The organism is Methylobacterium sp. CB376 (assembly GCF_029714205.1).
GTDB lineage: Bacteria > Pseudomonadota > Alphaproteobacteria > Rhizobiales > Beijerinckiaceae > Methylobacterium.
Genome location: NZ_CP121648.1, coordinates 3,189,030 through 3,212,956 on the forward strand (window position 1 = coordinate 3,189,030; position 23,927 = coordinate 3,212,956).

The following is a 23,927-nucleotide window of genomic DNA, read 5'->3' on the forward strand; positions in this document are numbered from 1 at the left end:
CGGCGCCGAGCGATCGCGAACAGCGCGCGAGGACGCTCGACGCCGATGAGCACAGGCACCCCGGTCACCGAAGCGGCCGAGCCCGCTGCGCCCGCCGGCGGCCCTGGCATGGTCCGGGAGGCCGGCCCTCTCGCCGCCTTCTGGCGTCGCCTGCGCGCGCGGCCGAGCGCCGTGATCGGGCTCGCCGTCGTGGTGGCGCTCATCGCCATGGCCGCGCTCGCCGACGTCGTCGCGCCCTACGATCCCACCGCCACCGACTGGGGCGCGGTACGCGCCGCGCCGAGCCTCGCCCACCCGTTCGGCGGCGACGAGGTCGGGCGCGATGTGCTCTCGCGCATCATCTACGGGGCGCGCGCCTCGCTCGGGGCCGGCCTCGTCTCGGTGGGCCTGGCCGTGGCGCTCGGCCTGCCGATCGGCCTCGTCTCCGGATACGCGGGCGGCTGGGTCGATGCGGCGATCATGCGCGTCACCGACGCACTGCTCGCCATCCCGTTCCTGATCCTGGCGATCGCCCTCGCCGCGTTCCTGGGCCCGAGCCTCACCAACGCCATGCTGGCGATCGGATTGTCGGCCACCTCCACCTTCGTGCGTCTCACCCGTGCGCAGGCGCGAGCGGTGGCAGCCGAGGAGTTCGTGGAGGCGGCCCGCTCCGTGGGCAACCCAGCTTGGCGGATCGCGCTCGTGCACATCCTGCCCAACATCGTGCCGGCGATCCTCGTCCAGGCGACGCTCACCATCGCGGTGGCGATCATCGCCGAGGCCAGCCTCTCGTTCCTCGGCCTCGGCCAGCAGCCGCCCGAGCCGTCGTGGGGCGCCATGCTCAACGTCGCCAAGAACTTCATGGACCAGGCGCCCTGGATGGCGATCTGGCCGGGCCTCTCGATCTTCCTCGCGGTTCTGGCCTTCAACCTGCTTGGCGACGGCCTGCGCGACGCCCTCGACCCGAGGCAGCGCACATGACGGTTCCCAGGGGCGAGCCCCTCCTCGATGTGCGAGACCTGCGCGTGACGTTCGAGACCGAGAGCGGCACGGTCCATGCCGTCAACGGCGTCTCCTACGCGCTGAACGAGGGCGAGACGCTCGGCGTCGTCGGCGAGTCGGGCTCGGGCAAGAGCGTGCATGTCCTGGCCATGCTGGGCCTGATCCCACGGCCGCCCGGCCGGATCGTCGGCGGGCAGGTGCTGTTTCGCGGGAGCGACCTCCTTGCCCTGCCCGAGCGCGAGCTGCGCAAGTTCAGGGGCCGCGAGATCGGCTTCGTGTTCCAGGACCCGATGAGCTCGCTCAACCCGGGCATGACGGTGGCCGCGCAGATCATCGAGCCCCTGCGCATCCATCTCGGCGTCGATCGCCGAGCGGCCCGGGCGCGGGCGCGCGAACTCCTCGACCTCGTGCGCATCCCGAACGCGATCGCCCGCCTCGACCAGTACCCGCACGAGCTCTCCGGCGGCCAGCGTCAGCGCGTGATGATCGCGATCGGGCTGGCCTGCCGCCCGAAGCTCCTCATCGCTGACGAGGCGACCACGGCTCTGGACGTGACCGTGCAGGCCGAGATCATCGCCCTGGTGCAGGAGCTGAAACGCGAACTCGGCATGGCGATGATCTGGATCACCCACGACCTCGGCGTAGTGGCCGGCATCAGCGACACCGTGCAGGTGATGTATGCCGGGCGCATCCTGGAGCGAGGACCCGTGGACGACATCTTCCGCGATCCGCGCAATGCCTACACGCTGGGGCTGCTCCGCTCTTTGCCCGATCTCAGCGGCGGGCGTGCCGGGCGCCGCCGGCTGCAGCAGATCGACGGCAGCCCGCCCGATATGCGCCGCACGCCGCCGGGCGACCCGTTCGCCCCTCGCAACGCCTACGCCACCCCCCGCTGCCGCTCCGAGATGCCCCCGCTCGTCCAGGCCGAGGGCGCCGCGCCCGGCCATCTCGTAGCCGCCTGGTACGACCTGCCAGCGCGGCTCGCCGAGGAGCGCGCGCGATGACGGCCACGATGCCGCAGGCGGTGAGGCCCTCCTGCCCCGTCATCTCGGTGCGCAATCTCTCGAAGGCGTATCCCTTGCGGGCTTGGTGGGGCGGCAAGGCGAACGTGTTCCGAGCGGTGCACGACGTCAGCTTCGACATCGCGCCCGGCGAGACGCTCGGGCTCGTTGGTGAATCGGGCTCCGGCAAGTCCACGATCGGTCGGGCCGTGACCATGCTGAACCCGCCGACCTCCGGCACTGTCACCTTCGAGGGCACCGACCTCGCCAAGCTGGCGCCGCGGGCCATGCGGCGCATGCGCAGCCGCATCCAGACAGTGTTCCAGGATCCTTACGCGGCGCTCAATCCGCGCATGAGCGTCGGTGCCTACGTGGCCGAAGCCTTCCGGCTGCACCGGCCGCACATGGGAGCGCCGGAGCGCCGCGCCGCCGTGGCCCACCTGTTCGAGCGCGTCGGCCTCGACCCAGCCTTCATGGGCCGCTTTCCTCACCAGTTCTCGGGCGGCCAGCGCCAGCGCATCTGCATCGCCCGCGCGATTGCCCTGAACCCGAGTTTCATCGTCGCCGACGAGCCCATCGCCGCCCTGGACGTGTCGATCCAGGCGCAGGTGGTGAACCTCCTGCAGGATCTGCAGGCGGATCTCGGGCTCTCGTACCTGTTCATCTCCCACGACCTGCGCATGGTGCGCTACCTCTGCCATCGCGTCGCGGTGCTCTGGCGCGGGCGCATCGTGGAGCTCGCCGAGAGCGACCAACTCTACGAGGACCCGCGTCACCCCTACACGCAGCGCCTGCTCTCGGCCGTCCCGCTGCCCGACCCGGTCGCCGAGCGGACCCGTCTTGCAGCCCTCGGCCCGGAGCCAGTAGGCGAGCGACAGCCGGGCGATCTGGTTGAGGTCGCCCCTGGACATTGGGTCGCGTCGGACGATTGAAGCTCAGCGCCGGGATCATGGAACGGCCGTGACCTGCCCGGCGGAGCTTGCGCGCCGCCGTCCGCAGCCGCTCCGATGACGAACCTCCGACGACGCCCGCGTCCTGCGCGCGGAAGCGGGCGTGGAATGCGCCCGCGCACGCGCCCCGGAACGGGTCAGGAATTCGCGCCCCGCAGGCTCGGTTGAGCGCCACTTCCGGAACTTCGCCGACGGCCGCCGGAACGGCCGCGCGTCACCCGGGACCGGACATGTCGACGTCGATAATCGTCCCTCCGGTTTCCCTGCTGATTCGCGTCAGGGCAACGTATGGAACGAGGGCTCCTTACACCTCATACGCCATCCGGTTGATGGCTTCGCCATCTCCCCTTTCGGCCATGCGGATGTCGGCGTCGCTCAGGCGCCGCGCAGGCGCGCGATCCGGGATCCGCTGCGATCAAGCGGGTCCCGGATCAGGAATAGCAATACGCTCTCTGAGCCTTCGCGCTCAGGTGCAAGCCTGTCGCCTGTATCTCACTGGCAGTCTGCTGCTTCACGACTTCCAACCTGCCGTCTTTGTCCGTCCGCGTCGCAGGACCTTGCGCAAGATGCGAGAGACTTGGTCGGCCGAGTAGGGCTTGTGCAGCAACTCGAAGCCGGTTGAGCTCTCCTGCGCCAGGACGTGGCTGTAGCCGGAGGTCAGCACCACCGGCAGGTTCGGCAGCCGCCGCTCGAGGAGCCGCGCGAACGCGATCCCGCCCATGCCCGGCATGACCACGTCCGAGAACACCACGTCGAACCCCGTGCCGCCGACCCCGAGCCTCTCCAGCGCGTCCTCCGCGTTGACGGCCAAGGCCGTCTCGTAGCCCAGGTCCTCAAGGATCTGGGTGGCGAAGCGCCCGACCTCGATGTTGTCCTCCACCACCAGCACCCGCTGGCCCGCTCCTCCGGGCTCGACCTGCGCCGTCTCACCGTCGTCCTCGGCCGGCGCCACGGGCTCGACCTCGGGCAGGTAGAGCGTGAAGGTCGTGCCCCGGCCCGGCACGCTCGCCACGTCGACATCGCCGCCCGACTGCTTGACGAAGCCGAAGACCTGGGACAGGCCGAGCCCCGTGCCCTTGCCGATCTCCTTGGTGGTGAAGAACGGCTCGAACACGCGGGAGAGGACGGCCGGCGCGATGCCCGAACCGGTGTCGCTGAGCGAGACGGCCACGAACCGACCTGCCGCCCCGGCGTGCCCCCGTATGGGCGGGAGCGATACTCCGCATTCCAGGCGCAGCGTCAGCGTGCCCTCGCCGCCCATCGCGTCGCGGGCGTTCACCGCCATGTTGACCAGCGCCGTCTCGAACTGGCTCACGTCCACCCGCACGAAACACGGGTGGTCCGGCAGGTCGGTCATCACCCTGATGCGCGCGCCCGTCACCGTGTCCAGCAGCTCGGCCACGGCGCGGAGGCGCGCCCCGACGTCGAGCGTCTCCGGCTTGAGGGCCTGACGCCGGGCGAAGGCGAGGAGCTGGCCGGTGAGCTTGGCGGCCCGGTCCACCGTGTCCGAGACCGCGGTGAGATAGCGGACCCTGCGCTCCTCGGCGAGGTCCGGGCGGCGCAGGAAGTCGACCGACGAGCGGATGATGGTGAGCAGGTTGTTGAAGTCGTGTGCCACGCCCCCCGTGAGCTGCCCGACCGCCTCCAGCTTCTGCGACTGGCGCAGCGCCTCCTCGGCTTGGCGCAGCGCCTCGGCCTGCCGCTTCTCGGCGGTGACGTCGCGCCCGTAGGCGTAGACGAGGTCGCTCTCGACCGACGTACGCCAGGAGATCAGGCGCGGGGTGCCGTCCTTGTGGCGGTAGCGGTTCTCGAAGTCGGTGAGGTCGTCGGCCGAGACTGCCTGCTCCAGGGCCGCCAGGGTGGCCTCGGCGTCATCGGGCCAGATGAATTCCAGGAAGCTGTGTCCCACCACCTCGGATGGGCTGTGCCCCAGGATGGCCTGCCAAGCCGGATTGACCGCGCGGAAGATGCCGTCGGCCCCGACCACGACCAGCAGGTCGCGGGAGTTGCGCCAGACCCGGTCGTGCTCGGCCGTCCGCTCGGCCACGCGCTGCTCCAGCACCTCGTTGAAGCGGACGAGGTCGGTCATCATCCGCTTCTGGTCGTCGATGTCGGTGCTCGTGCCCACCCAACGCACAACCTTGCCGTCGCTCGCCAGAACCGGTTGTGCCCGGGCCAGGAACCAGCGGTAGACCCCGTCGGCCCGCCGCAGCCGATACTCGGACTGGTAACCGGAGCGGACGGCGACCGCCGCGTGCCACTCCTCGGCCACGCGCGAGCGGTCATCGGGATGGACGACCGCGTGCCAGCCGTCCCCGTCGAGGTCGCCGGGTCGCAGGCCCGCGTAGGCGTAGACGCGATCGTTGAACCAGTAGGCGGTCCCGGCCGAGTCGGTGGCCCACACGAAGTTCGGCAGCACCTGCGAGAGGACGCGGAACTGCTCCTCGCTGGCGCGCAGCGCCTCCTCGGCCTGCTTGCGCGCCGTGACGTCGATGGCCGTGCCGAGCACGCGCACGCAGCGCCCGCCCTCGAAGACGCCGCGACCCTTGGCGGCAACCCAGCGGACGACGCCGTCCTCCCTGCCCACCGTGCGGTACTCGACGTCGTAGAGCGCGCGCTTCGTCGGATCGAGCGCGGCGGCGAAGGCGGCACTCGTGACGTCCCGGTCCTCCGGGTGGAGGCCGGCATAGTAGTCGGCCATCGAGACCGGCACGTCCGGCGAGATCCCGAACATCGCCTTCACCCGCGCGGGCCAGAACAGGCTGTCGTTGACGACGTCCACGTCCCAGAGCCCGACCTCGGCCGCCTCGGTGGCGAGCCGCAGACGGGCCTCGCTCTCGCGCAGCCGCTCCTCCGTCCGCTTGCGGGCGGTGTCGTCGAGGAGCAACCCGTCCCAGACCACGACATCAGCAACGAGGCGCGGTGCGGAGATGATGCGGGTTTGGACGAGCGTGCCGTCGGGGCGGCGCATGGGCGCCTCGACATCGAAATCTGAGAGGTCGCGGATGGCGGCTCGCTCGGCCTCGGCGAGACGGCCGCGATGCTCGGGCAGGATCAGGTCGTAGGCCGCGGCCGGATCGGTGAGCACGGCTTCGGTCGTTACTCCGGTCATGCGCTCGAAGCCGCGCGAGAGGTACAGGAAACGCCGGCTGGAGCCATCCCGGGGCGTGGCGATCTGATAGACCGCACCACCCGGCAGGTGGTCGGTCACCGCCCTGAGGCGCGCCTCCGCCTCGCGCAGGCTGGCTTCCGCCCGCACCTGCCCCGTCGTCTCGGTGCAGGCGCAGAACATGCCGGCGACCCTGCCTTGCTCGTCGCGCACGGGCGAGTAGGAGAAGGTGAACCAGGTCTGCTCGTCGTAGCCGCGCCGGTTCATGGTCAGGAGCATGTTCTCCGACCACGTTGCCTCCCCGGCGAGCGCCTTGTCGATGAGCGGGGCGATGTCGGGCCAGATCTCCGGCCAGATCTCGTGAAAGCGCCGGCCGAGCGCGGCGGGGTGCTTGTCGCCGAGGATCTCCGCGTAAGCGTCGTTGTAGAGGAAGCCGAGCTCTGGCCCGAAGGCGACGAACATCGGGAAGCGCGAGCCCAGAATCAGGCTCACGGTCGCGCGCAGGGAGGGCGGCCAGGTCTCTGGCGGTCCGAGCGGCGAGCCGGACCAGTCGTGCGTGCGCATGCGCGCACTCATCCGCCCAGCTGCTGGGAGGAAGAGCGGGAACTGGAAAATGGTGTTCTCAGGCATGAGACGCGAGCAGGCTCGACCTCTGGTGTGTGTTGCCGGCGTCCGGGAGGAGCATCGGTCCACGCTTCCACCTAGAGCGGCAGGCTTCGACGGCAGGTCCGGTGCCTTGACCAGCACCCCGGCCAAGACCCAGGCACCCTCGAAGGCGCCACGGCCTTCACGGCAATGCGCCACTGTCCTAAACAGACCACCGCACCGGTGCAGATCAACGCCGACGACCTCACGTTGAGGGGAGACGAAGGCCATGGACCGACAGCGCATTTTCATTTCAGCAATTTTTGCAACAGTGCTGACCTGAAGCGCTTTTGCTCAGACGCGCGGCTGCCAAGATTGGAGTGATGTGGCACGCAAATCCTGACGAAGAGAAAATCTTTGGTACCATGAAGATCTGCGACGCAGCCCACGGGTGCCGCGGCCGCCGCCCTCATCGGGGGGTGATCGCGAACCACCCGGCAGCGCTGATGCCTGCCGGGTTTCCCTTCGATCCTTCGAAGCCGTCAGGCCAAGCCTCTCAACGGTCTGGAGGTGCCAAATGGGAGGCTGATGGATCCACTTTGATTTCCTGACACGCAATCCTTGCAGCATTGCATCTCGGAAAAACGGTCGTTTTTTTGGACAGTTCGGTCGCGAAGGATGTCGCCACAGCTTAGAATCAAGGTAAAAACTGCCGGACGATCAGCGCTTTGGTGTGAGGGATACCTCTGGAAAATACGATGTTTGTATCCGACTTGCTGGCATCTGAATTTGTGATTTCAATTCTGAAAAGATCATTTTCCATCGCATGATAGTCACCGCCCGCCGAGACATGATCCAGATATGCATCCGGCAAAGGCGACGAATTCACGGAATCAAAGGCAGAAATCTCATTTTCCTGTTCATCGCTCATGTGAGTCGCCTGTGCCGGATGCGCGAGGAATTTTTGTTTCCCATCAATGACCACAGGACACAACTTGAATGTGCGAAGGACAAACCTGTGTATTGAGATGCATCGTGACGGGCCCAGTCGCATTGCCGCAGTTGTTCACGAGGGAGCTCGCGCGACCGGGCGGGATGGGCTGCGGGTTCAACCCGCCGCTCACTCCTTCAAGATGCTCCTCAGACAGTTCGTTGGAGCTCGGAGCGACGCGACTCTGATCGCGCCGCATCAACGTTTCCAAGAAGAAGCGCATCGGGCTCTCCATTCACGTGCACTCGTGCGAGAATGCACATGAGACATAAGATTAACGAATCTAGAAGAACTGTGCATTGCCGCACATGCCGCACACATTGCGCGCCCCTGCCGGCACCGGCACCTCGATGGTGTCGAGGAAGCGCAGCAACTCGCCGTGGCGGTGACGCTGCATGCCGCGGCCGATCACGGTGCCGTCCAGCACGGTGAGCGCGGCAAACAGCGCCGCGGTGCCGTGCCGGACGCAGTGTCGGGCGGCGCACGGCTTCCGCCATGGCCTCGGCATCGGCCGCACCAGTTCTGCCACGCTTGACGTACGGCTTCACGGAGGCGAGTGGCATCAGCTTGACGGTGTGGCCGAGCTTGATCAGCGCGTGGGCCCAGTGATGGGCGGTGGCGCAGGCCTCCGTGCCGACCAAGCGCCGACCAAGCAGGGTGTGAGCTTGGCAAAGAAGGGCAGGACCCCGGCTCGCCGCAAAGGCCGGCGCGCGAGGACCTCGCCTCGCGCGCCGATGCCATGAACCTGGACGACGTTCTTCGCCGGACCGAGGCCGATGGTGCTGACCTGTGCCAGGGACGGCTCCGGATGACGAGAACCGGCGGCCTTATCCCGGCACAGCGGTGCCGTGAGCAGGGCCGTCCACCCCGTCAGGCCCGGCCCGCGGCCCCGCGCGAGGCCTCCAGAACACTGTCCGGAGGCCCAGAGGGGCGTTCAGTCAGCGCCCGCGCCTCAGCCCTCAAGCAGGAACGAGATTTTCACGTTGACCCGGAACTGGGTCACCTTGTCGTTCTCCACGACGGCTTCGAACTCCTTGACCCAGACGGACTGGATGCCGCGCAGCGTGCTGGATGCGCGCTCGACCGCTTGCTTGATCGCGTCTTCGTAGCCTTGAGGGGATTGAGCGGAGAGTTCGAGGAACTTCACCACCGACATGATTGCCTCCCTTGCGGGTCAGGCACGTGATGCTATGCCCGGCGCCCTGGGGAGGCAATCCTCGTGCAGTTGCGCCTCGTGCAGTTGCGCGCAGGGGCTTGGCAGTGGCTCCGAGGCGGGTCCGTACTGCCCGTTATGCGGAGCTTCTCCAGTCCGACTGAAGGCCGACTGTATCACGGGCCGCAGTTCAAGCCGCACAATCACCGTCCGTGGCGCATGCAGTAACATACGTCAGCTTCATGCTAGCAGAAGCGCTAACATGGGTCCGTCAAATGAATGACATCTCCTACGATTTCCTGCCAAGATTGATTTGGAAGCGCCACCAATGTTGATGGAACGAAAGAAATCCTCTTTCGGCGCGCGTCGAATGGTCTTATAGTCGAGTCTGGTCAGAGCTGGGCTTTTGCAGAAGAGACCCGGCCTCTCGCGAGGGCATGGCGGTTGCGCCATGTGCGGGCCCGCACATTCATCGGCTCTCGGCGAGGCCAGTATTGGATTCGGTCAAATTGGCCATACCGCTTTGGCCACTGCTCCCGTTAAGAGCTGACGCAGGTGGTACATAGCAGATCCACGGAAGGAGCTTCCTATGCAGAAGCCCGTCGCTCACCGGCATAACGATGGATCAGCACACTATTCGTACTGCTATCCTGAGGATGGCAATCGGCTGACTCGGTTCGAATGGCAAGTCTCACGCCAGACGGTGGAGACCAAGCAGCGCTCACGAACGGCACTGAGTCTGTTCGGCTCCGCTCTCGGCCTTGCGACGGCAGCGTTCTGGGTGACGATGCTGGTGTCCCCGCCGACATCGGAGGCGACAGCCGCGTCGGAACCCTCGGCGCGGTGCGCGCAGGTGGAGCAGACGGTCCGGCCGTGGCTCGACCGAGAAGTTGCCCGTCGTGCTCGCGTCGGCGTAACGGCGGGCCAGGCGGAGTTCAACAGCATGCTGCTGTCATACCAGTCCGCCCACGCGCAGTGCATGTCCGGCCGCGTGCGCAGCGCTGAGAGCAACCTCAAGCGCTTGGAGGTGCAAATCGCCGCGCTTGCCGATCGGTCCACGTCGCAGGACGAAGACTGAAATCCCATCACGCCCCTCGCGCCGATGATGGCCAATCGGGCAGCACAGGTGGAGCACGCGCGCGCGAAGCCACGGCTCATCCGAAGCATTCGGCCAGATTACCCAATGGCATGGACCGTTCGGGAGCAGAACCGGCTGCTGGCGCAGTGCTTTGGGCTGACGTTGAGCCGCTCTCGCGGCTCAACGTCAGGAGGATCAGACCACGAGCTGCATCGCCGCGCCACGCTGATCGATGAGATGGACCAGCTCCGCTCCGTGCAAGCGGGCCACCGCGGGCATGTCCTGCGGCCGCATGAGGCTGAACGCCGTCGAGAGCGCGTCGGCTGCAGTCGCGGTGCGGGCGATCACGGTCACGCTCTGATAGCGGTCCGCGCAGGTGCCCGTGGCCGGGTCGAACAGGTGATTGAAGCACCCGGCCGGGTCGAAGCGGAAGCCGTAAGGACCCGAGGTCGCGACGGCGCGGTCGACGACCGGCAGCACCGCCGCGCTCTGCCCGGGCCGCTGCGGATCCTCGATCCCGACCTGCCACGGGCGGCCATCGGGACGTGTCCCGAGCACCCGCGTCTCGCCCATGTCGACGAGGCTCTTGTCCACGCCTTCGCTGCGCAGAAGCGCGATGATCCTGTCCGTCACGAAGCCCTGGGCGATGCCGTTGAGGGTGACCGCCATGCCCCGGCGCATCGCGACCCGGTCCGGGCTGACCAGCAGCTTGTCATGGCCGATGCGCTGGAGAACCGCGCGACGGGCGGCCTGCGTCGGGCCGAGCGGGTCGGCGTCGGGCCGCGAGAAATGCGCCTGGTATAGCGCCCAGAGCGGCTGGACAGTGACGTCGAAGGCGCCGCGGGTCGTCCGCGAGACGCTCTCGGCCGCCCGCAACAGCGCGACGAATTCCGGGGGCGGCGCCACGACGATGCCGGAGCGGTTCAAGGCGACGAGCACCGAGTTGGCGTCGTAGAGGCTGAACATGGCCTCGAGCCGGCGCACCTCCTGCACGGTACGCGCGGCCAGGCTTTCGGCCGCGGCCCGGTCCTCATGGTGGATCTGCAGCTTGCAGATGGCGCCCAGCGCCTGACCCTGCCAGGTCACGAGCGCCGCGTCGGCCCTCGCAGGGCCGCCGAGGGGCAGGAGCGCCAAGCCGGCAGTGGCAGCGCTGATGCCGAGGAAGCGGCGGCGGGGCAGGCAGGTCATCGGACGCCTCCGTGCGCGTCGTGCGCCGGCGCGGCGCGGGCACCGCTTTCCTCGGTCGCTCCGGCGCCGGGCGCCTCACCGCCGGCCGCAAGGACCTCCGAGGACGGCACCTCGGCAAAGCGCAGCACCCGGCCGCCCTTCTCGGCGGCGAAGCGCTGCGCCATGCCCTGATCCGAGAACGGCACGATCTCCTCCACCCCCATCCCGCCTCGCGCGGAGCTGCCAACCACGAACCAGGCGGCGCGCGCCTCCACCCAGTTCTCCGCGCCCGGCTTCGCCCAGGAGGCGGCCTTCCCCATGTCGGAGACGTAGATGGCCAGGATGTCCTTCGGCTCGTCCGGCAGCATGGTGAAGGCGAGGGCGTCCCGCGCCGAGGAGAACCAGACCGGCTCGATCCGGCTCTGCAGCAGGATCTGGCCCTTGGGGCCGGGATGCTCCAGCACGTTCATGCCGCAATAATGGCCCATCGCGTCGGCCGTGAGGGCCGCGGGCTTCGGCGCCTCGGCGCTCCGCTGCTGGTTGCAGCCGGCCGCCATCAGGCTGATTGCTGCCGCGCAGATCAGGACGAGTCGCCTCATAGCTCCCTCCGAGAGAAGGACACCGCCGCCATGCCGAGCGGAAGAACCGTCCAGAGGCCCAGCGCCAGGACCAGTATCGACGGGGTCAGGGCGGCATCCGCGGTCAGCCCGGCCATCCCGGAGAACGCGCTGGCATTGCCGAGGCCCGCCAGGTTCACCAGCCGGTAAATGTCGGTTGGGTTGAGCAGCAGCAGGACGTTGAGGAGCCCTGCCGAGATCACGCGGCCCTGATCGACCACCAGGAGCCCGAGCAGCGCCATGTCGTAGATGAGCACCAGCGCGAGCCAGATCCCGATCGAGGCGCCGGCTGCCGTGCTGCGGCTGCCCGCGAGCGCGCTCACCAAGTAGCCGAGGGCCACGAAAACGGCGCCGAGCGCGACCGACGAGCCGATCATCGCGGCGAAGGCGAGCCAGCTCGCGGCCTGGATCTCGGCGCCGGTCAGCAGCAGGGCCACCGCCGCGGCGCCGTAGCCGAGCAGCGTGGCGAAGGCCAGGATCGCGAGGTGGCCCAAGAACTTGCCAAGCACCACCTGGCCGCGTCCGACCGGATAGCTGAGGAGCAGCAGCATCGTGCCGCGCTCCATCTCGCCGACGATCGCGTCGTGCGCGAGCAGCAGCGCGATCAGGGGCAGCAGGAATATCGTCAGGCTGGACAGGCTGACGATCACCACGTCGAGCGCGCGGACGCCGACGCTGCCGGTGGGCGCACTCCCGAGGAAGGTCAAGGCCAGGGACAGCCCGGCCATCAGCAGCGTGGTTGCGAGCACCCAGCGGTTGCGCAGCGCTTCCTGCACCTCCTTGACCGCCATGATCCAGGTCGCCCTCATGCCGCGGGCTCCCGGTCACGCAGGAAATGCGCGTAGAGGTCGTCGAGCGTCGGTGAGAGCACGTCGATATCCTCGGGTGGCGACCCGGCGCACAGCAGCGTCCGCAGCATCGCGACCTTGCGGTGATCCGCGACCGCGAACTCGAGCGCCCCGCAGGGGAGGCGCCGAGCCGTCGCGAGGCCCGCCGGCAGGACGGGCGCCTCCGATCCGGGCCGGATGCGGATGCGCACGGGCAAGCGCGCCACGCGGCGCAGCTCCTCCAGCGATCCGCTCGCCGCCATGCGGCCCCGGTCCATGATGATGACCCGGTCGGCTCGGTCCTCCAGTTCGCTGAGCGCGTGGGAGGAGAGCAGCACGGTGGCGCCGCGGCCAGCGAGCGCCCGCACAATGTCGTAGAAGGCGAGCCTGAGCGCCGGGTCGAGGCCGGTCGTGGGCTCGTCGAGGAGCAGCACCTCGGGCTCGCCGATCAGGGCTTGGGCGAGGCCCAGCCGCTGCCGCATGCCCTTCGAATAGGTGCCGACGCGGCGATGAGATGCCTCGCCGAGCCCGACACGCTCCAGCAGGCGGAGGCTCGCGGTCTCGGGCGCGCGCTTGAGCCGCGCGTAGAAGCTCAGGGTCTCGCGCCCAGTCAGGGCCCCGTTGAAGGAAACGTTCTCGGGCAGATAGCCGAGCCGCCGACGGGCCGCGAACTGCCCGGCGGCCGGGTTCTCGCCCAGCACCTGGACACTGCCGGCATTCGCTCGAATCAGGCCCAGCATCAGCTTCATCAGGGTGGTCTTGCCGGCGCCGTTATGGCCGACCAGCGCCACGGCGCCGGAGGCCAGCGTGAAGCTGACGTCGCGCACCGCCTCGGCGGCCCCGTAGCGTTTCGTCACGCCCCGCAGCTCAACCGCTCCGGTCATGGTTCCGGTCCTCGTCGTGCCGGCTTCGCGGGCGGCGAGATGAGAGGTTTGGTGTCCACGACACCGCCCGGCAGGAGAGCCGGGAACTGCGATTGTGCCCAGCGGATCACCTGGAGCGCCGGCGAGTTGACCAGGACCTTGGCGGCGGGCGCCGTCCAGAGCACCTTGTCGATGATGTCGTTGGGCCGGTAGGCCGTATCGGCCAGCCCGTCGCCGTTCAGGTCGAAGCCCGGGTTGTCGCTCCAGTAATTGCCTCGCCCGCCAGCCGACCAGTCGAGATAGCGCGTCCCGACATATTTCACCTGGTTGCGGTTGGCCACGAAGGCGTTGCCGGACACTTGGTTGCCTTCGGAGCCCGCCGTGAAGTGGATGCCGATCTCGCAGCCCTCGAACCAGTTGTCGCGGAATCGGTTCTGGTTTGCATTGTAGATGAAGACGCATTTCTCCGGCCCGATCCGGGCCGCGGCGGCCGGGGCGGATGCCGGCCCGGCGGCTGGCAGGCCGTGCTCGGACGCCGAGCGCTGGCCACGGCTCGTCCACCGCTCGGCGGGCTGCGGCCCGCCCACCACCAGATTGCCCGCCACCTCGGATCCGTTCGCGTAGTTGAAGACGAAGCCGTCGTCGCGGTCGCGGTCGGAGACGTTGCCGCTCACGACCAGCCGGTTCGAGAACATGATGGCGTAGCCGACCGCGTTGCCGGTCGAGATATTGTCTCTTATCTCGCTGTCGTTCGTATACATATAGTGGATGGCGAAGCGAAGGTCGTGGAAGTTGTTGCGGGAGAAGACATTGCGCTTGCTGCTGATCGTGAAGACGCCGTCCCGGCCGAAGCTGATGTCGTTGTCGACGACCTGCGCGCCGGGCGCGTTCCAGACCGATACCCCGTTGCCCGCCTCGGCGAGGCGGCCGTCCCGAAGGCCCACGATGGTGTTGTGGCGCACGAGGGCGTCCTCGGCCCCGTGCACGTAGACGCCGAACAGGTTGCCCTGGATGCGGTTGCGCTCCACGCGCGCACCCTTGGCCTCCTTGGTCAGGAAGACACCGGAATCCATCCGCTCCAGATTCGTTCCGGAGCCGCGCACCTCGAGCCCGCGGAGGCTCACGCCGGGCGACGTGACCGTGATGACGCTCCCGGCGCCGTCCCCCTCGATCATGGTTCCCGGCTCTCCCTCGATCGCGAGCGGCTTGCCGACCGCGAGCGGGCCGCGGTAGCGCCCGCTCCGGAAGACGAGCGTGTCCCCCGCGCGCGCCGCATCCACGGCCTGCTGCGGCGATCCCGCCGCGGGCGAAACCTCCCGCCGCTCCGCCCGGGCCGAAGGGGCCATGCTGGCGGCGAGAATCGCCGCCAGCATCCATCGGGTCCTCTGCGCTGCCTGGTCCATGACGTCAGACGTTCTTGGGCTCCACGAACATCCGCCCTTTCATCTCCATGTGCATCGCATGGCAGAACCAAGAGCAGTAGTACCAGTAGACGCCTGGCTTATTGGCCGTGAAGGTCACCGAGGCCGTCGCCTGCGGCGCGACTTCCATCTGAATGCCGTAGTTCACGATCGAGAAGCCGTGCGTGAGATCCTCGACCGCGTCGATATTGGTGACGTGGACGGTGACCTGGTCGCCCTGCTTCACCGTGAAGCTCTCGAGACCGAAGGACGGGGCCGTCGAGGTCATGTAGACGCGAACCTTGTCACCGTCGCGGATGACCTTGTTGTCCTCCTCAAGCCTGACGCCATCGGCGTTGGCCTGCTTTACTTGGTCAGCGAAGAAGGGATCGGCCCGGTCCCAGATCGAGATCGGGTTGATCTTGGAGCGATGGACGATGGTCGCGTCATGCGGCTCGGCAAAGCTCGGGCCGTCATGCACGATCATCATCTTGTCACCCGAGATGTCGATCAGCTGGTCGTTTTCCGGCTTCAGTGGTCCAACGTTCAGAAAACGGTCCTTCGAGAACTTATTGAGCGAGATGAGCCACTTGCCATCCGCCTCCTTCGTCTGTCCCATGGAGCTGTGGTTGTGGCCCGGCTGATAATGGACGTCGAGCTTCTGGAGGATCGGGTCGACCTTGGCGCCCTTGTAGGCCTGCCGGGCCTTCTCGATGTTCCACTTCACCACTTGACTGTCGATGAACAGGGTCGTGAAGGCATTGCCCTTGCCATCATAGGCCGTGTGCAACGGACCGAGGCCGAGCTCCGGCTCGGCGACCACGACGTCGCGCGGCTTGATCTTGTCGTCAAACAGATCATCGAAGAGACGGACATCCATCACCGTCACGGTCGGCGACAGCTTGCCGTTGGCGACGACGTGGATGCCGTCCGGTGCGGTGTTCATGCCGTGCGGGCTGTTCGAAACCGGGACGTAGCGGGTGAAGCGCGAGCCATGCCGGCCGTCGACCATCGGTACGCCACCGACCACCTTGGCCTCACCCTTGCGCACCGCCTCCTCGATGCGCTTGATGTTGAAGATGACCACCCAATCCTGCTCGTTGGCGGTCATCTCGGCCAGCGTGACCCCTTCTTCGGAATTGTAGCAGGTCGCGAAGGCGTATTTGCCCTGATAGTCCGCATCGACGTTGTCGAGGTTGCCGTCCACCAGCACCTGCCAGGCGACCTGCATCGTGTCGCCGTCCACGGCAGTGAAAATGGCGTGATACTGCTTGTTGTCGTCGAGCACCTTGCCGTCGTTCGGAAGCGGCACCCGGTCCTCGCCGTTGCAGAAGACGTAGCCGGTGCGGGGATACTTCTGCACACGCAGGCCATGAACGGTATGCTGGTTGGGCAGCTCGATGATCTTGTCGCACCGCATCACGTCGAGGCGGATGCGGGCCACGCGCGTGTTGGCCTTGTCATTCACGAAACAGTAGCGCCCGTCATAGGTGCCGTCCGTGAACGACAGGTGCGGGTGGTGCAGGTCGCCGTTGTGATAGACGCCGCCGCGAGTCTCCAGAAACTGCTTCGTCTCGGGAAGGAGGCCCTCGGTCAGCACCTTGCGGCTCTGGTCGGTGAGGCCCCAGCCCGTGGCGCTGTCGCGGTTGAACACCGGAACCCGCATCAGCTCGCGCATCGACGGCAACCCGACGATGCGGAGCTCGCCGGTCTGTCCGCTCGAGAAGAAGACGTAGTACTCGTCGAGATCGCCGGGCTTGACCTCGGTCTTGTTCGGGCCGCCGGCGAGCGCGGGGCGCGCGCTCGGCTTCGTCTGCGCCTCGGCCGGCGTCGCGAGACCGCGCGTTCCGGCCGCCCCCGCGACGGCGCCGGTCGCCGCCGCGGCGGCCGTGGTGCCCAGCAGCTGTCTGCGATTCAGCCTGGCGTGCTCGGAAGTCTCGGACATGTCACGTTCTCCTTTGTCAGGACGGGGAGCGGGCGGACGGCGCCGTGGCGGGAACCGGCCTGCCGTCGACGGTCACGCTCGGCTTCGCGCCCCGGCCGCCGGTGCGCTGCGACGGCGAGCTGAGCGCCTCGAACTTCTCGCGCTTCAGCCGCACCTGGATCATGTGCGGGCAGCGGTGATCGTCGTGGTAGAGTTCCTGGCAGTGCATGCAGTAGATGCACTCGTTGACGTTGATGTGCCCCTCGGGGTGGATCGACTGGACCGGGCACTCCTTGGCGCAGCGCTGGCAGGGCGAGCCGCATTCCGGCCAGCGCTTCAGCCACTCGAAGGTGCGCATCCGCCCCGGAATGGCGAGCGCGGCGCCGAGAGGGCACAGGTAGCGGCAGAAGAAGCGCTCGACGAAGAGCCCCGCCGCGAGCAGCGCCACGGCGTAGAGCGTGAAGGGCCAGTCCCGCACGAATTTCAGGATGATGGCCGTCTTGAACGGTTCGACCTCGGCCAGCGTCTCGGCCATGGCAACCGAATAGAGCGATACGCCGAAGAGACCGAGGAAGATCACGTACTTGATCGGCCACAGGCGCTCGTGCAGCCCCCACGGAATCGTCAGCTGCGGCACCTTCAGCCACTGGGCAAGGGTGTTGGTGAGTTCCTGCAGGGCGCCGAACGGACAGAGCCAGCCGCAGAACGGCCCGCGGCCCCAGAACAGCAGCCCGGCCGCGATGGCCGCCCACAAGATGAAAATCAGCGGTGCGGCCAGAAAGAAGTCCCAATGGAATCCCGTCACCAAGGCACTGGTGAAGGTGAGGATGTTCACGACCGAGAGCTGTGCATTCGCGTACCAGCCCAGCCAGACGAGGGTGAACAGCAGGAAGGCGCGCCGCACCCAGACATAGGTGTGCGGGTGCTTCACCAGCGCGTCCTGGAAGAAGAAGATGCCGGTCAGGACGAGGAGCGCCGCGGCGGTGATGCCGATGGCGATGCTCTTCGAGCGCCAGATCCTGATCCAGAGTGGCTCGTCCTGGATGGTGGTGGCGTCGGATCCCGCCACCGCCGCGGCGGGCGCCGCGGCAGGTCCCGGTGCGCCGGCGGGGGCTGGCTGCTCGGCAGCGGTGACGGCGCGCTGTTCCCGCCGGACGTAGCCGTCCGGTAGCGTGTAACCGACATCGAAGGTGAGAAAGGCCTTGTCCCGCGCGCCGACGGCCCGCTGCACCAGCAGCCGCAGCTGCCAAGGCTCGGTCGGATCGAAGGCGAAGTCCGGCGGGATCGTGAACAGGCCGATCTCCGGCAGGTCCGGCGCTCCGCCTTCGAGCGCGCCGAGCCGCGTGTGATTGCGGTCGCGGAAGCGGACACCGCTCCCGTCCTGGAGGAGTTCGATGCGATCGAAGATGCCGCCCCGGACGTAGGCCGCTCCCTTGAACGAGTAGGCCCCCTCCCCCGCCACGACGATGGCCTGCTGCCCCGGCCTGAGCTGGGAGCGCAGGCGGGCATAGCCGTCCTCCCCGAGCAGGCTGCGGCCGATCGTCGGCACCGAGACCAGGGCGACGTAGAGGTCGATGAAGGTGTCGTCCGGCGCACCAGGCTCCGGGTGCGAGGCCGCGGCCGCGTTGCCGGACTTGGCGAAGGCCTCGTTGATATCGGCGACGGACAGGTGCAGGCGCCGGATCGAGCCGTCGCCGAGCAGGGTCTGCCAGTCCTTGACCTCGCTCCTGTCCATGTCGACGGTCTTGGTGACCGTCGCGGCCGCCGCCGCGCCCGCTCCCGCCGCGCCGCCGAGGCGGCCGCTCTTGATCAGCTTCACGGCCGAGCGCACCGCGCTGTCGCCGATGACGAGCACCGTCACCGTGGCGCCGCTCACGATATCGACCTGCGGCAGCGGCTCCGCCCCGCTCGCGACCGGCCGCATGCCCTTGCCCACCAGCGTGTTGATCGCCTCCACGATCCGCTTCTCGGGGATGCCGATCAGCACGATCGGCTCCTTGTGATCGACAAGCTTCAGGCCGCGCAGCACACCTTGCGGGTCGATGCCGATCAGCACGTGGATCGGCTTGCCGGAATAGCCCGTTGCGCTGCTGAAATCCGTATTGAGGTAGACGTAGCCCTTGAGCGAGCTGCCGGTGTAGACGGGCACGATGGGCGGATCGCCCTGAGGAGAACCGAACCGGTCGGCACCTGCAAAGAATTCACCGGGCTGAACCTTGGCGAGGTAGTCGGTGAGCGGGCTGGTCCCGGCCGCCATGGCCGCCAACGCACCCCATAGGTGGATCATCGCGATGACGATGAATGTGGCCGGACTCCCGTACCGACGGCGGAGCTGCCCCCTGGGATCGCGTGCCGGCACCGTCGCCGCCCCTGCGTGGATGGCAGCTTTTCTAGAAGAATCCCCTAAACACGGCATAGGCACCGGCTCATCGTCACAATCCCGCCGAATCGGTAGGCTGATCGGGCGGTATGGCCAGAAAACCACTTCATTCTGCATCGGTCTTTGCGCTAGATCAAGCTTTCCGATACTGCATGCGCCAGCTCGACGTCAGCTCGATCTTGATTCAGAATTCGACAAATAGGGAGCAAGGCGACCATGCCCACCCTCAAAGCCGAGCCTGCCGGTCGTATCGAAAATCTGAAGAGCTTCTTCGCACTCGCCCACCTGATGGAGAGCGAGGCGGCGCGCAGCTATGCAGAATTTGCGGACCTGATGCGCAAGCAGGGGCGACCCGATCTCGCCGACACTTTCGCACGCATCGCCGGGGAGGAGAGCGGGCACGCCGCCCATATCTCCCATTGGTCGCAGGCGGCCGAGGGGCGCGGACCCGATTCGCAGGATCTGCGATGGCCGCCGCCGCCGACATTCGAGCGTGAGGATGCTGCCGAAATCGCCGGGTCGCGGCTGCTCACGCCCTATCGCGTGCTGACGATCGCGGTCCGCAACGAGGAGCGGGCCTTCGCCTTCTGGGCGTATGTCGCCGCGCAGACCCGCAGCGAGGAGGTGCGCCGGGCGGCGGAAGCCATGGCCCGGGAGGAGCTGGAGCACGTGACGACGTTTCGGCGCGAACGGCGCCGGGCCTTTCACGCCATGCGGCAGGCGGGGGCGGGGCCCGCCGCCAGGAGCAGCGCCGCCGATCTGGAGGCGGCGCTCGCCGCGATGCTGCGTCAGGGCGGCTCGGACGCGCTGGCCCAGGAAACCGAAGCGCTCGGCGCGCTGGCCCGGCCGCTGCAGCTCGACGTGGCACGTCCCGCGACACGCTCGATCGAGGCCTTGGCCGAAGCGCTGGCCGACGCCTACCTGCAGGCGGCGGAGACGAGCAGCGACGAGGACAGCCTCGTGCGGCTGCAGGAACTCGGGCAGCGGGCCATTCTGAGGCTGGCGAAGATCAGGGAGATCTCCTCGCCTTCCTGAATGAGGGCATCCGCACACGACGCGGGCGACGATGCTGACCATTTCTGGACCCGAATGGGACGATGGCGGTCGAACGCGGCGGCCACGCCCGCCGCCTCGGCCAGGGCGGTCTCGGCCAGGGCGGTCTCGGCCAGGGCGGTCTCGGCAATGCGCGCGAACCTCGTGCGCATGCTGCTCAGGAATGGGCGCCGCCCTGCTATGGGGACGGCGCCGTCGCATTCAGGCCGCCTGCTGCTCCAGCAGCTCGTCGGCCGGGCCGAAGAACTCGAACCGGATCCGCTCGGCCGGAACGCCCTGGCGCCGCAATCCGTTCACCAGGGCGCTCAGGAACGGCTTGGGACCGCACAGGTAGTAGGTCGCCGCCTCGTGCGGCGTCTGCCGCACCAGCCACTCCGCGGTGATCAGCCCCTGCCCGTCGTAGTGCTCCCCTGGCCGGTCCTCCGCCGCGGGCTCCGCGTAGAAGGTGTGCAGGCGAAGGTTCTCGTTGCCGGCCGTGAGCTCCCGGACCTGATCCCGCATCGCGTGCACGCGCCCGTTCTGGGCGCCGTGAACGTACCAGGTCGGGCGTTTGGGCGTGCTCCTGGCGATCGTCTCCAGCATGCTCACCATCGGCGTGAGCCCGACCCCGCCGCTGACAAGCACGACCGGACCCACGGACGTCCGGTCGAGGAAGAAGTCGCCCGCCGGCGGCGCCGCGCGCAGCACCGTTCCGGGCGCGGCCTCGTCGTGCAGCCAGTTCGAGACGATGCCCGCCGGCTCCTCCGGTCGGCCCTCGCGCTTGACGGTGATGCGGTAGGCCCGGTCGTTCGGCGCGCAGGAGATCGAGTAGTTGCGCTTGAGCACGCCGTGACCCGGCAGGTCGAACAGGAATCCGAGGTACTGACCGGGCTCGTGCCGCACCACTGGCCCGCCATCGGCCGGCACGAGAACGAACGAGCGGATGATCTCGCTCTCCGGCGTGACGCTCTCGATCACGAAGTCGCGCCAGCCGTTCCAGCCGCCGGGCTTCGCCGCCAGCTCCCGGTAGATCGCGGCCTCACGCCCGATCAGGAGCTCGGCCAGGAACCAGTAGGCCTCGCCCCAGGCCGCGCAGATCTCCGGCGTCGCCGCCGCGCCGAGCACGTCCCCGATGGCGCCCAGCAGCGCGTCGGCCACGTGAGGATAGTGTTCCGGAAGGATGTTGAGCGCGACGTGCTTCTGGGCGATGCGCTCCACCGCTCCGCCGAGTACGCCGAGATTGTCGATGTTGCGCGCATAGGCCAGCACGGCCTGCGCCAGGGCCTTGGGCTGAGAGCCGGTTTCGCCGTGATGCGACTGGTTGAAGAGATCGCGGATCTCGGGGTTCTTGAACAGGCGCTCGTACATGCGCCGGGTGATGTCCAATCCGTGCGCCTCGAGGGCGGGCACGGTGGCCTTGACGAGAGCAACGGTGGCGGGGGTGAGCGGGGTCGGCATCAGCGATTCTCAAAGGTGCATTGACGGCGCACCTTCTACCCAGCTGGCCGGAAAGATGCAAGCGTGATATACCTTATCTCCGTCCCGGAGCCCTCATGCACCTGACCCGCTACACCGACTACGCGCTGCGCACCTTGATCTATCTCGGCCTGCGAGAGCCGCAGCAGAGTTCGATCGCCGAGATCGCGCGGGCGTACGGCATCTCGGAGAACCACCTGACCAAGGTGGTGCATCAGCTCGGGCGCCTGGGGCTGATCCGCACGACGCGGGGACGGGGCGGCGGACTTCGTCTCGGCAAGCCGCCTTCTGAGATCGTGGTCGGCGCGGTGGTGCGCCAGACCGAGGAGGATCTGGCGTTGGTCGAGTGCTTCGCGAGCAGCGCCTGCGCCATCACGGCCTCTTGCCGGCTCCGGCGTGCGCTCGGGGAGGCCCTGGCCGCGTTTCTGGCGGTGCTCGACGGCTACACGCTGGCGGACCTGCTGGAGGATGGATCCGGGCCAGAGATCGCCCGGCTGCTGGGTCTTGCATCGCCGCAGGCTCGCAAGCAAAGCGCGCCCGAACCGGCCTGAGGAAGCTTGGCGCAAGCTGTCTCACGGCAGAAGCCGAAGGCGCGATTCACGAGATTCCGGAAGGTCCGTTTTCCCATGACGGTCGGCTGTCCCAGCGGTAACGGCCAAAATTCCGGAAGCGAATCATCTTGGAGTCTCCGCTCTCGATCAGTTTTTGGCAAAATGCTTGCGGTCAGAATCTGCAATCGTTTCAATGAAGCGGCTGCCCCAATCGAGACATCAGGCACGAAGCAAATTTGGTCGCAGAGTCTTACTCATCGGCGTCACCCCCTGCTCAGCACTGGTGCGGTGCGGTGCCGGCTGCTCTTTGCCCTTCCAACAATGCCTGCACGAACATCCACGCTTGCTCTCTGCATGCAATCAGTCTGTCTAGGATGACCCTGAAGTCTGCCTCCCTCCATTCGAGAAATTTGCCGGTTCGTTCGTCGCGCATCAGCAGCGCATCTGGCCGTTCATCCGCATAGTACCACTTACAATGAACGACCTCATTCCTTTGCTCGGCACATGAACAGCATTCGCTATGTAATATTTTCCAAGACTTTATGACTTCTTCATCCCTTATCAACTCGGCCAGTACGTCATCTACCATCTTTACTCTGGCTCTTATGTCTCTGAGCGATTGTATGGATATATTTGCAAACCGACTGTAATTTAGCCCTACACTCCAGTCGTCAGATACGGCGTGCCCACCCAATACAGACGCAAGCACATCGACAAGCCTGTCTTCTATGTATGTCCACTCCGTCGTGATGGCTGCGAGCAACGCCGCGCATTCCTTGCGCTCCAGCATGCCTCCAGACCGGCAAGAAGCCGAACTAAGGTGACTAGGTTGGGGCATGCTCAGGTTTCCTCAGGTTGGGGCTTTCTCGGCAGCCTTCAAAGTGATGGAACTCCCGATGGACGAGGAGGCGAACCGTCCAGCGTGCGCCTTGGACCGATCCGCACGTCGCCGTGTCCGCAGGGTTTCTGGGCGGGCAGCCTCCGGGAATGGCTCTCTCAGGCAGAGCCCACCTCGCGCGTGCGCGCCAGAACCGCGAGCAGCGCTTCCGACGAGAGCCCCTTCTCGAGCAGGGGGACCCCGGCCTCCCGCGCCCGCTCGCGGATGCTCGGGTCCGGATGGCCGGTGGTCAGGAGGATCGGCGCGTGCACGTCCAGCTCACGCAGCCGGCGCAGCACATCGAGCCCGCTCAGGCCAGGCATCATGACGTCCAGGATCACGCAGCCCGGCGCCGGGCCGGGGAAGGCCGAGAGCAACGCCGCCCCGCTGCCGAAAGCCGCGACCGCGTAGCCCTCGCTCTCGAGCAGGAACTGCAGGGAGCTCAGGACAGCAGGATCATCGTCCGCGATGAAGATGGGCATGACCGGCTCCTGATCCTGCGGTCTGGGGTCTGGGGTCTGGGGCCGGATTGGGCCATCCTCCCCGTCCGCAAGGGGCAATCTACCGGCCCAACCCTGACTCCAAATTGATGTCTCTCAAGGCTCGCTCCAGCCCGCTCAGAACGGCCCGGCGCACCAGCTCGGACAGGCGGCCGGCCTGCCTCTTCTCCATGCTCTCGGCTTGGTAAGCCGCTGCCGCCCGCGGGCGGATGGCGAGGGCCCGGCCGATCTCCTTGGCCGTGCTGCCCGCCACGAGGGGCGTGAGCACCTGCCGCTCCCGCCCGCTCAGTCCCTCGACGGGGCGCGCGAACGCCCGCAGCGTCGGGTCGGCGGTCGGAGGTGGACTTCCGGACGTGAGGGCGGCGCGCACGGCCCGCAGCGGGATCTCGTCGTCGAACGGCTTCTCGATGAAGTCCCTGGCGCCGAGCCGCATCGCCTCGGCCGCGACCGGCACGTCGCCGCTGC

Annotated in this window: 20 protein-coding genes and 2 pseudogenes; 6 read left to right on the forward strand and 16 right to left on the reverse strand. The window is 67.5% G+C overall.

All coding sequences use genetic code 11. From position 1 onward, the window contains the following. Positions 1–45 precede the first annotated feature (45 nt). The 3 genes from QA634_RS14440 to QA634_RS14450 are packed head-to-tail and all read left to right on the forward strand — an operon-like array spanning position 46 to position 2,914. On the forward strand, positions 46–960 hold the full coding sequence (locus tag QA634_RS14440) for an ABC transporter permease (protein WP_012332675.1): 915 nt from the start codon (positions 46–48) through the stop codon (positions 958–960). Next, positions 957–1,985 (forward strand): ABC transporter ATP-binding protein, encoded by a 1,029-nt coding sequence (locus tag QA634_RS14445; RefSeq protein ID WP_012332676.1) that lies wholly within the window; start codon positions 957–959, stop codon positions 1,983–1,985. Before QA634_RS14440 ends, QA634_RS14445 begins: the two co-directional genes overlap by 4 nt. After that, positions 1,982–2,914: an ABC transporter ATP-binding protein gene (locus tag QA634_RS14450; protein WP_012332677.1), complete on the forward strand. Its 933-nt coding sequence runs from the start codon at positions 1,982–1,984 to the stop codon at positions 2,912–2,914. Before QA634_RS14445 ends, QA634_RS14450 begins: the two co-directional genes overlap by 4 nt. A 529-nt stretch (positions 2,915–3,443) precedes the next feature. Here the strand turns inward: QA634_RS14450 and QA634_RS14455 are convergent. The 5 genes and pseudogenes from QA634_RS14455 to QA634_RS14475 all read right to left on the reverse strand — a co-directional run bounded on the left by QA634_RS14455 (position 3,444) and on the right by QA634_RS14475 (position 8,773). Then, a complete protein-coding gene (locus QA634_RS14455; RefSeq protein WP_150108650.1) occupies positions 3,444–6,605 on the reverse strand; it encodes a PAS domain-containing protein in 3,162 nt (1,053 codons plus the stop codon). Positions 6,606–7,323: 718 nt separating this feature from the next. Further along, positions 7,324–7,557 (reverse strand): hypothetical protein, encoded by a 234-nt coding sequence (locus tag QA634_RS14460; RefSeq protein ID WP_150108651.1) that lies wholly within the window; start codon positions 7,555–7,557, stop codon positions 7,324–7,326. 391 nt (positions 7,558–7,948) lie between these two features. Then, positions 7,949–8,080: pseudogene (locus QA634_RS14465) on the reverse strand (IS630 family transposase); the annotation flags it as partial. A gap of 1 nt (position 8,081) precedes the next feature. Further along, positions 8,082–8,413, reverse strand: a pseudogene (locus tag QA634_RS14470) (IS110 family transposase); the annotation flags it as partial. Between the two features lie 156 nt (positions 8,414–8,569). Beyond that, entirely contained in the window at positions 8,570–8,773 is a 204-nt protein-coding gene (locus QA634_RS14475) for a dodecin family protein (protein WP_012332679.1), read from the reverse strand. Positions 8,774–9,359: 586 nt separating this feature from the next. Here QA634_RS14475 and QA634_RS14480 point away from each other — a divergent pair. Next, positions 9,360–9,848 (forward strand): hypothetical protein, encoded by a 489-nt coding sequence (locus tag QA634_RS14480; RefSeq protein WP_012332680.1) that lies wholly within the window; start codon positions 9,360–9,362, stop codon positions 9,846–9,848. 195 nt (positions 9,849–10,043) lie between these two features. Here the strand turns inward: QA634_RS14480 and QA634_RS14485 are convergent, their stop codons facing one another. The 7 genes from QA634_RS14485 to QA634_RS14515 are packed head-to-tail and all read right to left on the reverse strand — an operon-like array spanning position 10,044 to position 18,933. Beyond that, positions 10,044–11,036 carry an FAD:protein FMN transferase gene (locus QA634_RS14485; RefSeq protein WP_012332681.1) on the reverse strand — a complete coding sequence of 331 codons (993 nt, stop codon included), beginning with the start codon at positions 11,034–11,036 and terminating at the stop codon, positions 10,044–10,046. Next, positions 11,033–11,614 carry a nitrous oxide reductase accessory protein NosL gene (locus QA634_RS14490; RefSeq protein WP_012332682.1) on the reverse strand — a complete coding sequence of 194 codons (582 nt, stop codon included), beginning with the start codon at positions 11,612–11,614 and terminating at the stop codon, positions 11,033–11,035. Before QA634_RS14490 ends, QA634_RS14485 begins: the two co-directional genes overlap by 4 nt. Next, entirely contained in the window at positions 11,611–12,441 is an 831-nt protein-coding gene (locus QA634_RS14495; protein ID WP_012332683.1) for an ABC transporter permease subunit, read from the reverse strand. The genes QA634_RS14490 and QA634_RS14495 overlap by 4 nt, the downstream gene beginning before the upstream one ends. Continuing rightward, a complete protein-coding gene (locus QA634_RS14500) occupies positions 12,438–13,343 on the reverse strand; it encodes an ABC transporter ATP-binding protein (RefSeq protein WP_012332684.1) in 906 nt (301 codons plus the stop codon). The genes QA634_RS14495 and QA634_RS14500 overlap by 4 nt, the downstream gene beginning before the upstream one ends. Then, complete coding sequence (locus tag QA634_RS14505; RefSeq protein WP_012332685.1) at positions 13,340–14,695, reverse strand: nitrous oxide reductase family maturation protein NosD; 1,356 nt, start codon at positions 14,693–14,695, stop codon at positions 13,340–13,342. Before QA634_RS14505 ends, QA634_RS14500 begins: the two co-directional genes overlap by 4 nt. A gap of 34 nt (positions 14,696–14,729) precedes the next feature. Then, positions 14,730–16,667 (reverse strand): TAT-dependent nitrous-oxide reductase, encoded by a 1,938-nt coding sequence (nosZ, locus tag QA634_RS14510; RefSeq protein WP_012332686.1) that lies wholly within the window; start codon positions 16,665–16,667, stop codon positions 14,730–14,732. A 16-nt stretch (positions 16,668–16,683) separates the two neighbouring features. Further along, complete coding sequence (locus tag QA634_RS14515) at positions 16,684–18,933, reverse strand: NosR/NirI family protein (protein ID WP_012332687.1); 2,250 nt, start codon at positions 18,931–18,933, stop codon at positions 16,684–16,686. 309 nt (positions 18,934–19,242) lie between these two features. Here QA634_RS14515 and QA634_RS14520 point away from each other — a divergent pair, with 309 nt between their 5' ends. Then, a complete protein-coding gene (locus QA634_RS14520) occupies positions 19,243–20,061 on the forward strand; it encodes a ferritin-like domain-containing protein (protein ID WP_012332688.1) in 819 nt (272 codons plus the stop codon). Positions 20,062–20,280: 219 nt separating this feature from the next. Here the strand turns inward: QA634_RS14520 and hmpA are convergent, their stop codons facing one another. Then, positions 20,281–21,516, reverse strand: coding sequence for an NO-inducible flavohemoprotein (hmpA, locus tag QA634_RS14525; protein ID WP_012332689.1), 1,236 nt, complete (start codon positions 21,514–21,516; stop codon positions 20,281–20,283). Positions 21,517–21,611: 95 nt separating this feature from the next. Here hmpA and QA634_RS14530 point away from each other — a divergent pair, with 95 nt between their 5' ends. Continuing rightward, a complete protein-coding gene (locus QA634_RS14530) occupies positions 21,612–22,085 on the forward strand; it encodes an Rrf2 family transcriptional regulator (protein WP_012332690.1) in 474 nt (157 codons plus the stop codon). A 274-nt stretch (positions 22,086–22,359) separates the two neighbouring features. Here QA634_RS14530 and QA634_RS14535 read toward each other — a convergent pair whose 3' ends face one another. The 3 genes from QA634_RS14535 to QA634_RS14545 all read right to left on the reverse strand — a co-directional run bounded on the left by QA634_RS14535 (position 22,360) and on the right by QA634_RS14545 (position 23,916). Beyond that, the gene (locus QA634_RS14535; RefSeq protein WP_150108652.1) at positions 22,360–22,875 is read right to left on the reverse strand and encodes a hypothetical protein; all 516 of its coding nucleotides are present in this window, start codon (positions 22,873–22,875) and stop codon (positions 22,360–22,362) included. Between the two features lie 206 nt (positions 22,876–23,081). Continuing rightward, positions 23,082–23,444: a response regulator transcription factor gene (locus QA634_RS14540; RefSeq protein ID WP_012332656.1), complete on the reverse strand. Its 363-nt coding sequence runs from the start codon at positions 23,442–23,444 to the stop codon at positions 23,082–23,084. A 79-nt stretch (positions 23,445–23,523) separates the two neighbouring features. After that, positions 23,524–23,916, reverse strand: coding sequence for a LuxR C-terminal-related transcriptional regulator (locus QA634_RS14545; protein ID WP_050777486.1), 393 nt, complete (start codon positions 23,914–23,916; stop codon positions 23,524–23,526). Between the last annotated feature and the right edge of the window lie 11 nt (positions 23,917–23,927).

Excerpts from the sequence above, each read along its gene's own strand:
- QA634_RS14440 (WP_012332675.1), top strand. The coding sequence starts at position 46 with ATGAGCACAGGCACCCCGGTCACCGAAGCGGCCGAGCCCGCTGCGCCC.
- QA634_RS14445 (WP_012332676.1), top strand. The coding sequence starts at position 957 with ATGACGGTTCCCAGGGGCGAGCCCCTCCTCGATGTGCGAGACCTGCGC.
- QA634_RS14450 (WP_012332677.1), top strand. The coding sequence starts at position 1,982 with ATGACGGCCACGATGCCGCAGGCGGTGAGGCCCTCCTGCCCCGTCATC.
- QA634_RS14455 (WP_150108650.1), bottom strand. The coding sequence starts at position 6,605 with ATGCGCACGCACGACTGGTCCGGCTCGCCGCTCGGACCGCCAGAGACC.
- QA634_RS14460 (WP_150108651.1), bottom strand. The coding sequence starts at position 7,557 with ATGAGCGATGAACAGGAAAATGAGATTTCTGCCTTTGATTCCGTGAAT.
- QA634_RS14475 (WP_012332679.1), bottom strand. The coding sequence starts at position 8,773 with ATGTCGGTGGTGAAGTTCCTCGAACTCTCCGCTCAATCCCCTCAAGGC.
- QA634_RS14480 (WP_012332680.1), top strand. The coding sequence starts at position 9,360 with ATGCAGAAGCCCGTCGCTCACCGGCATAACGATGGATCAGCACACTAT.
- QA634_RS14485 (WP_012332681.1), bottom strand. The coding sequence starts at position 11,036 with ATGACCTGCCTGCCCCGCCGCCGCTTCCTCGGCATCAGCGCTGCCACT.
- QA634_RS14490 (WP_012332682.1), bottom strand. The coding sequence starts at position 11,614 with ATGAGGCGACTCGTCCTGATCTGCGCGGCAGCAATCAGCCTGATGGCG.
- QA634_RS14495 (WP_012332683.1), bottom strand. The coding sequence starts at position 12,441 with ATGAGGGCGACCTGGATCATGGCGGTCAAGGAGGTGCAGGAAGCGCTG.
- QA634_RS14500 (WP_012332684.1), bottom strand. The coding sequence starts at position 13,343 with ATGACCGGAGCGGTTGAGCTGCGGGGCGTGACGAAACGCTACGGGGCC.
- QA634_RS14505 (WP_012332685.1), bottom strand. The coding sequence starts at position 14,695 with ATGCTGGCGGCGATTCTCGCCGCCAGCATGGCCCCTTCGGCCCGGGCG.
- nosZ (WP_012332686.1), bottom strand. The coding sequence starts at position 16,667 with ATGTCCGAGACTTCCGAGCACGCCAGGCTGAATCGCAGACAGCTGCTG.
- QA634_RS14515 (WP_012332687.1), bottom strand. The coding sequence starts at position 18,933 with ATGATCCACCTATGGGGTGCGTTGGCGGCCATGGCGGCCGGGACCAGC.
- QA634_RS14520 (WP_012332688.1), top strand. The coding sequence starts at position 19,243 with ATGCCCACCCTCAAAGCCGAGCCTGCCGGTCGTATCGAAAATCTGAAG.
- hmpA (WP_012332689.1), bottom strand. The coding sequence starts at position 21,516 with ATGCCGACCCCGCTCACCCCCGCCACCGTTGCTCTCGTCAAGGCCACC.
- QA634_RS14530 (WP_012332690.1), top strand. The coding sequence starts at position 21,612 with ATGCACCTGACCCGCTACACCGACTACGCGCTGCGCACCTTGATCTAT.
- QA634_RS14535 (WP_150108652.1), bottom strand. The coding sequence starts at position 22,875 with ATGCTGGAGCGCAAGGAATGCGCGGCGTTGCTCGCAGCCATCACGACG.
- QA634_RS14540 (WP_012332656.1), bottom strand. The coding sequence starts at position 23,444 with ATGCCCATCTTCATCGCGGACGATGATCCTGCTGTCCTGAGCTCCCTG.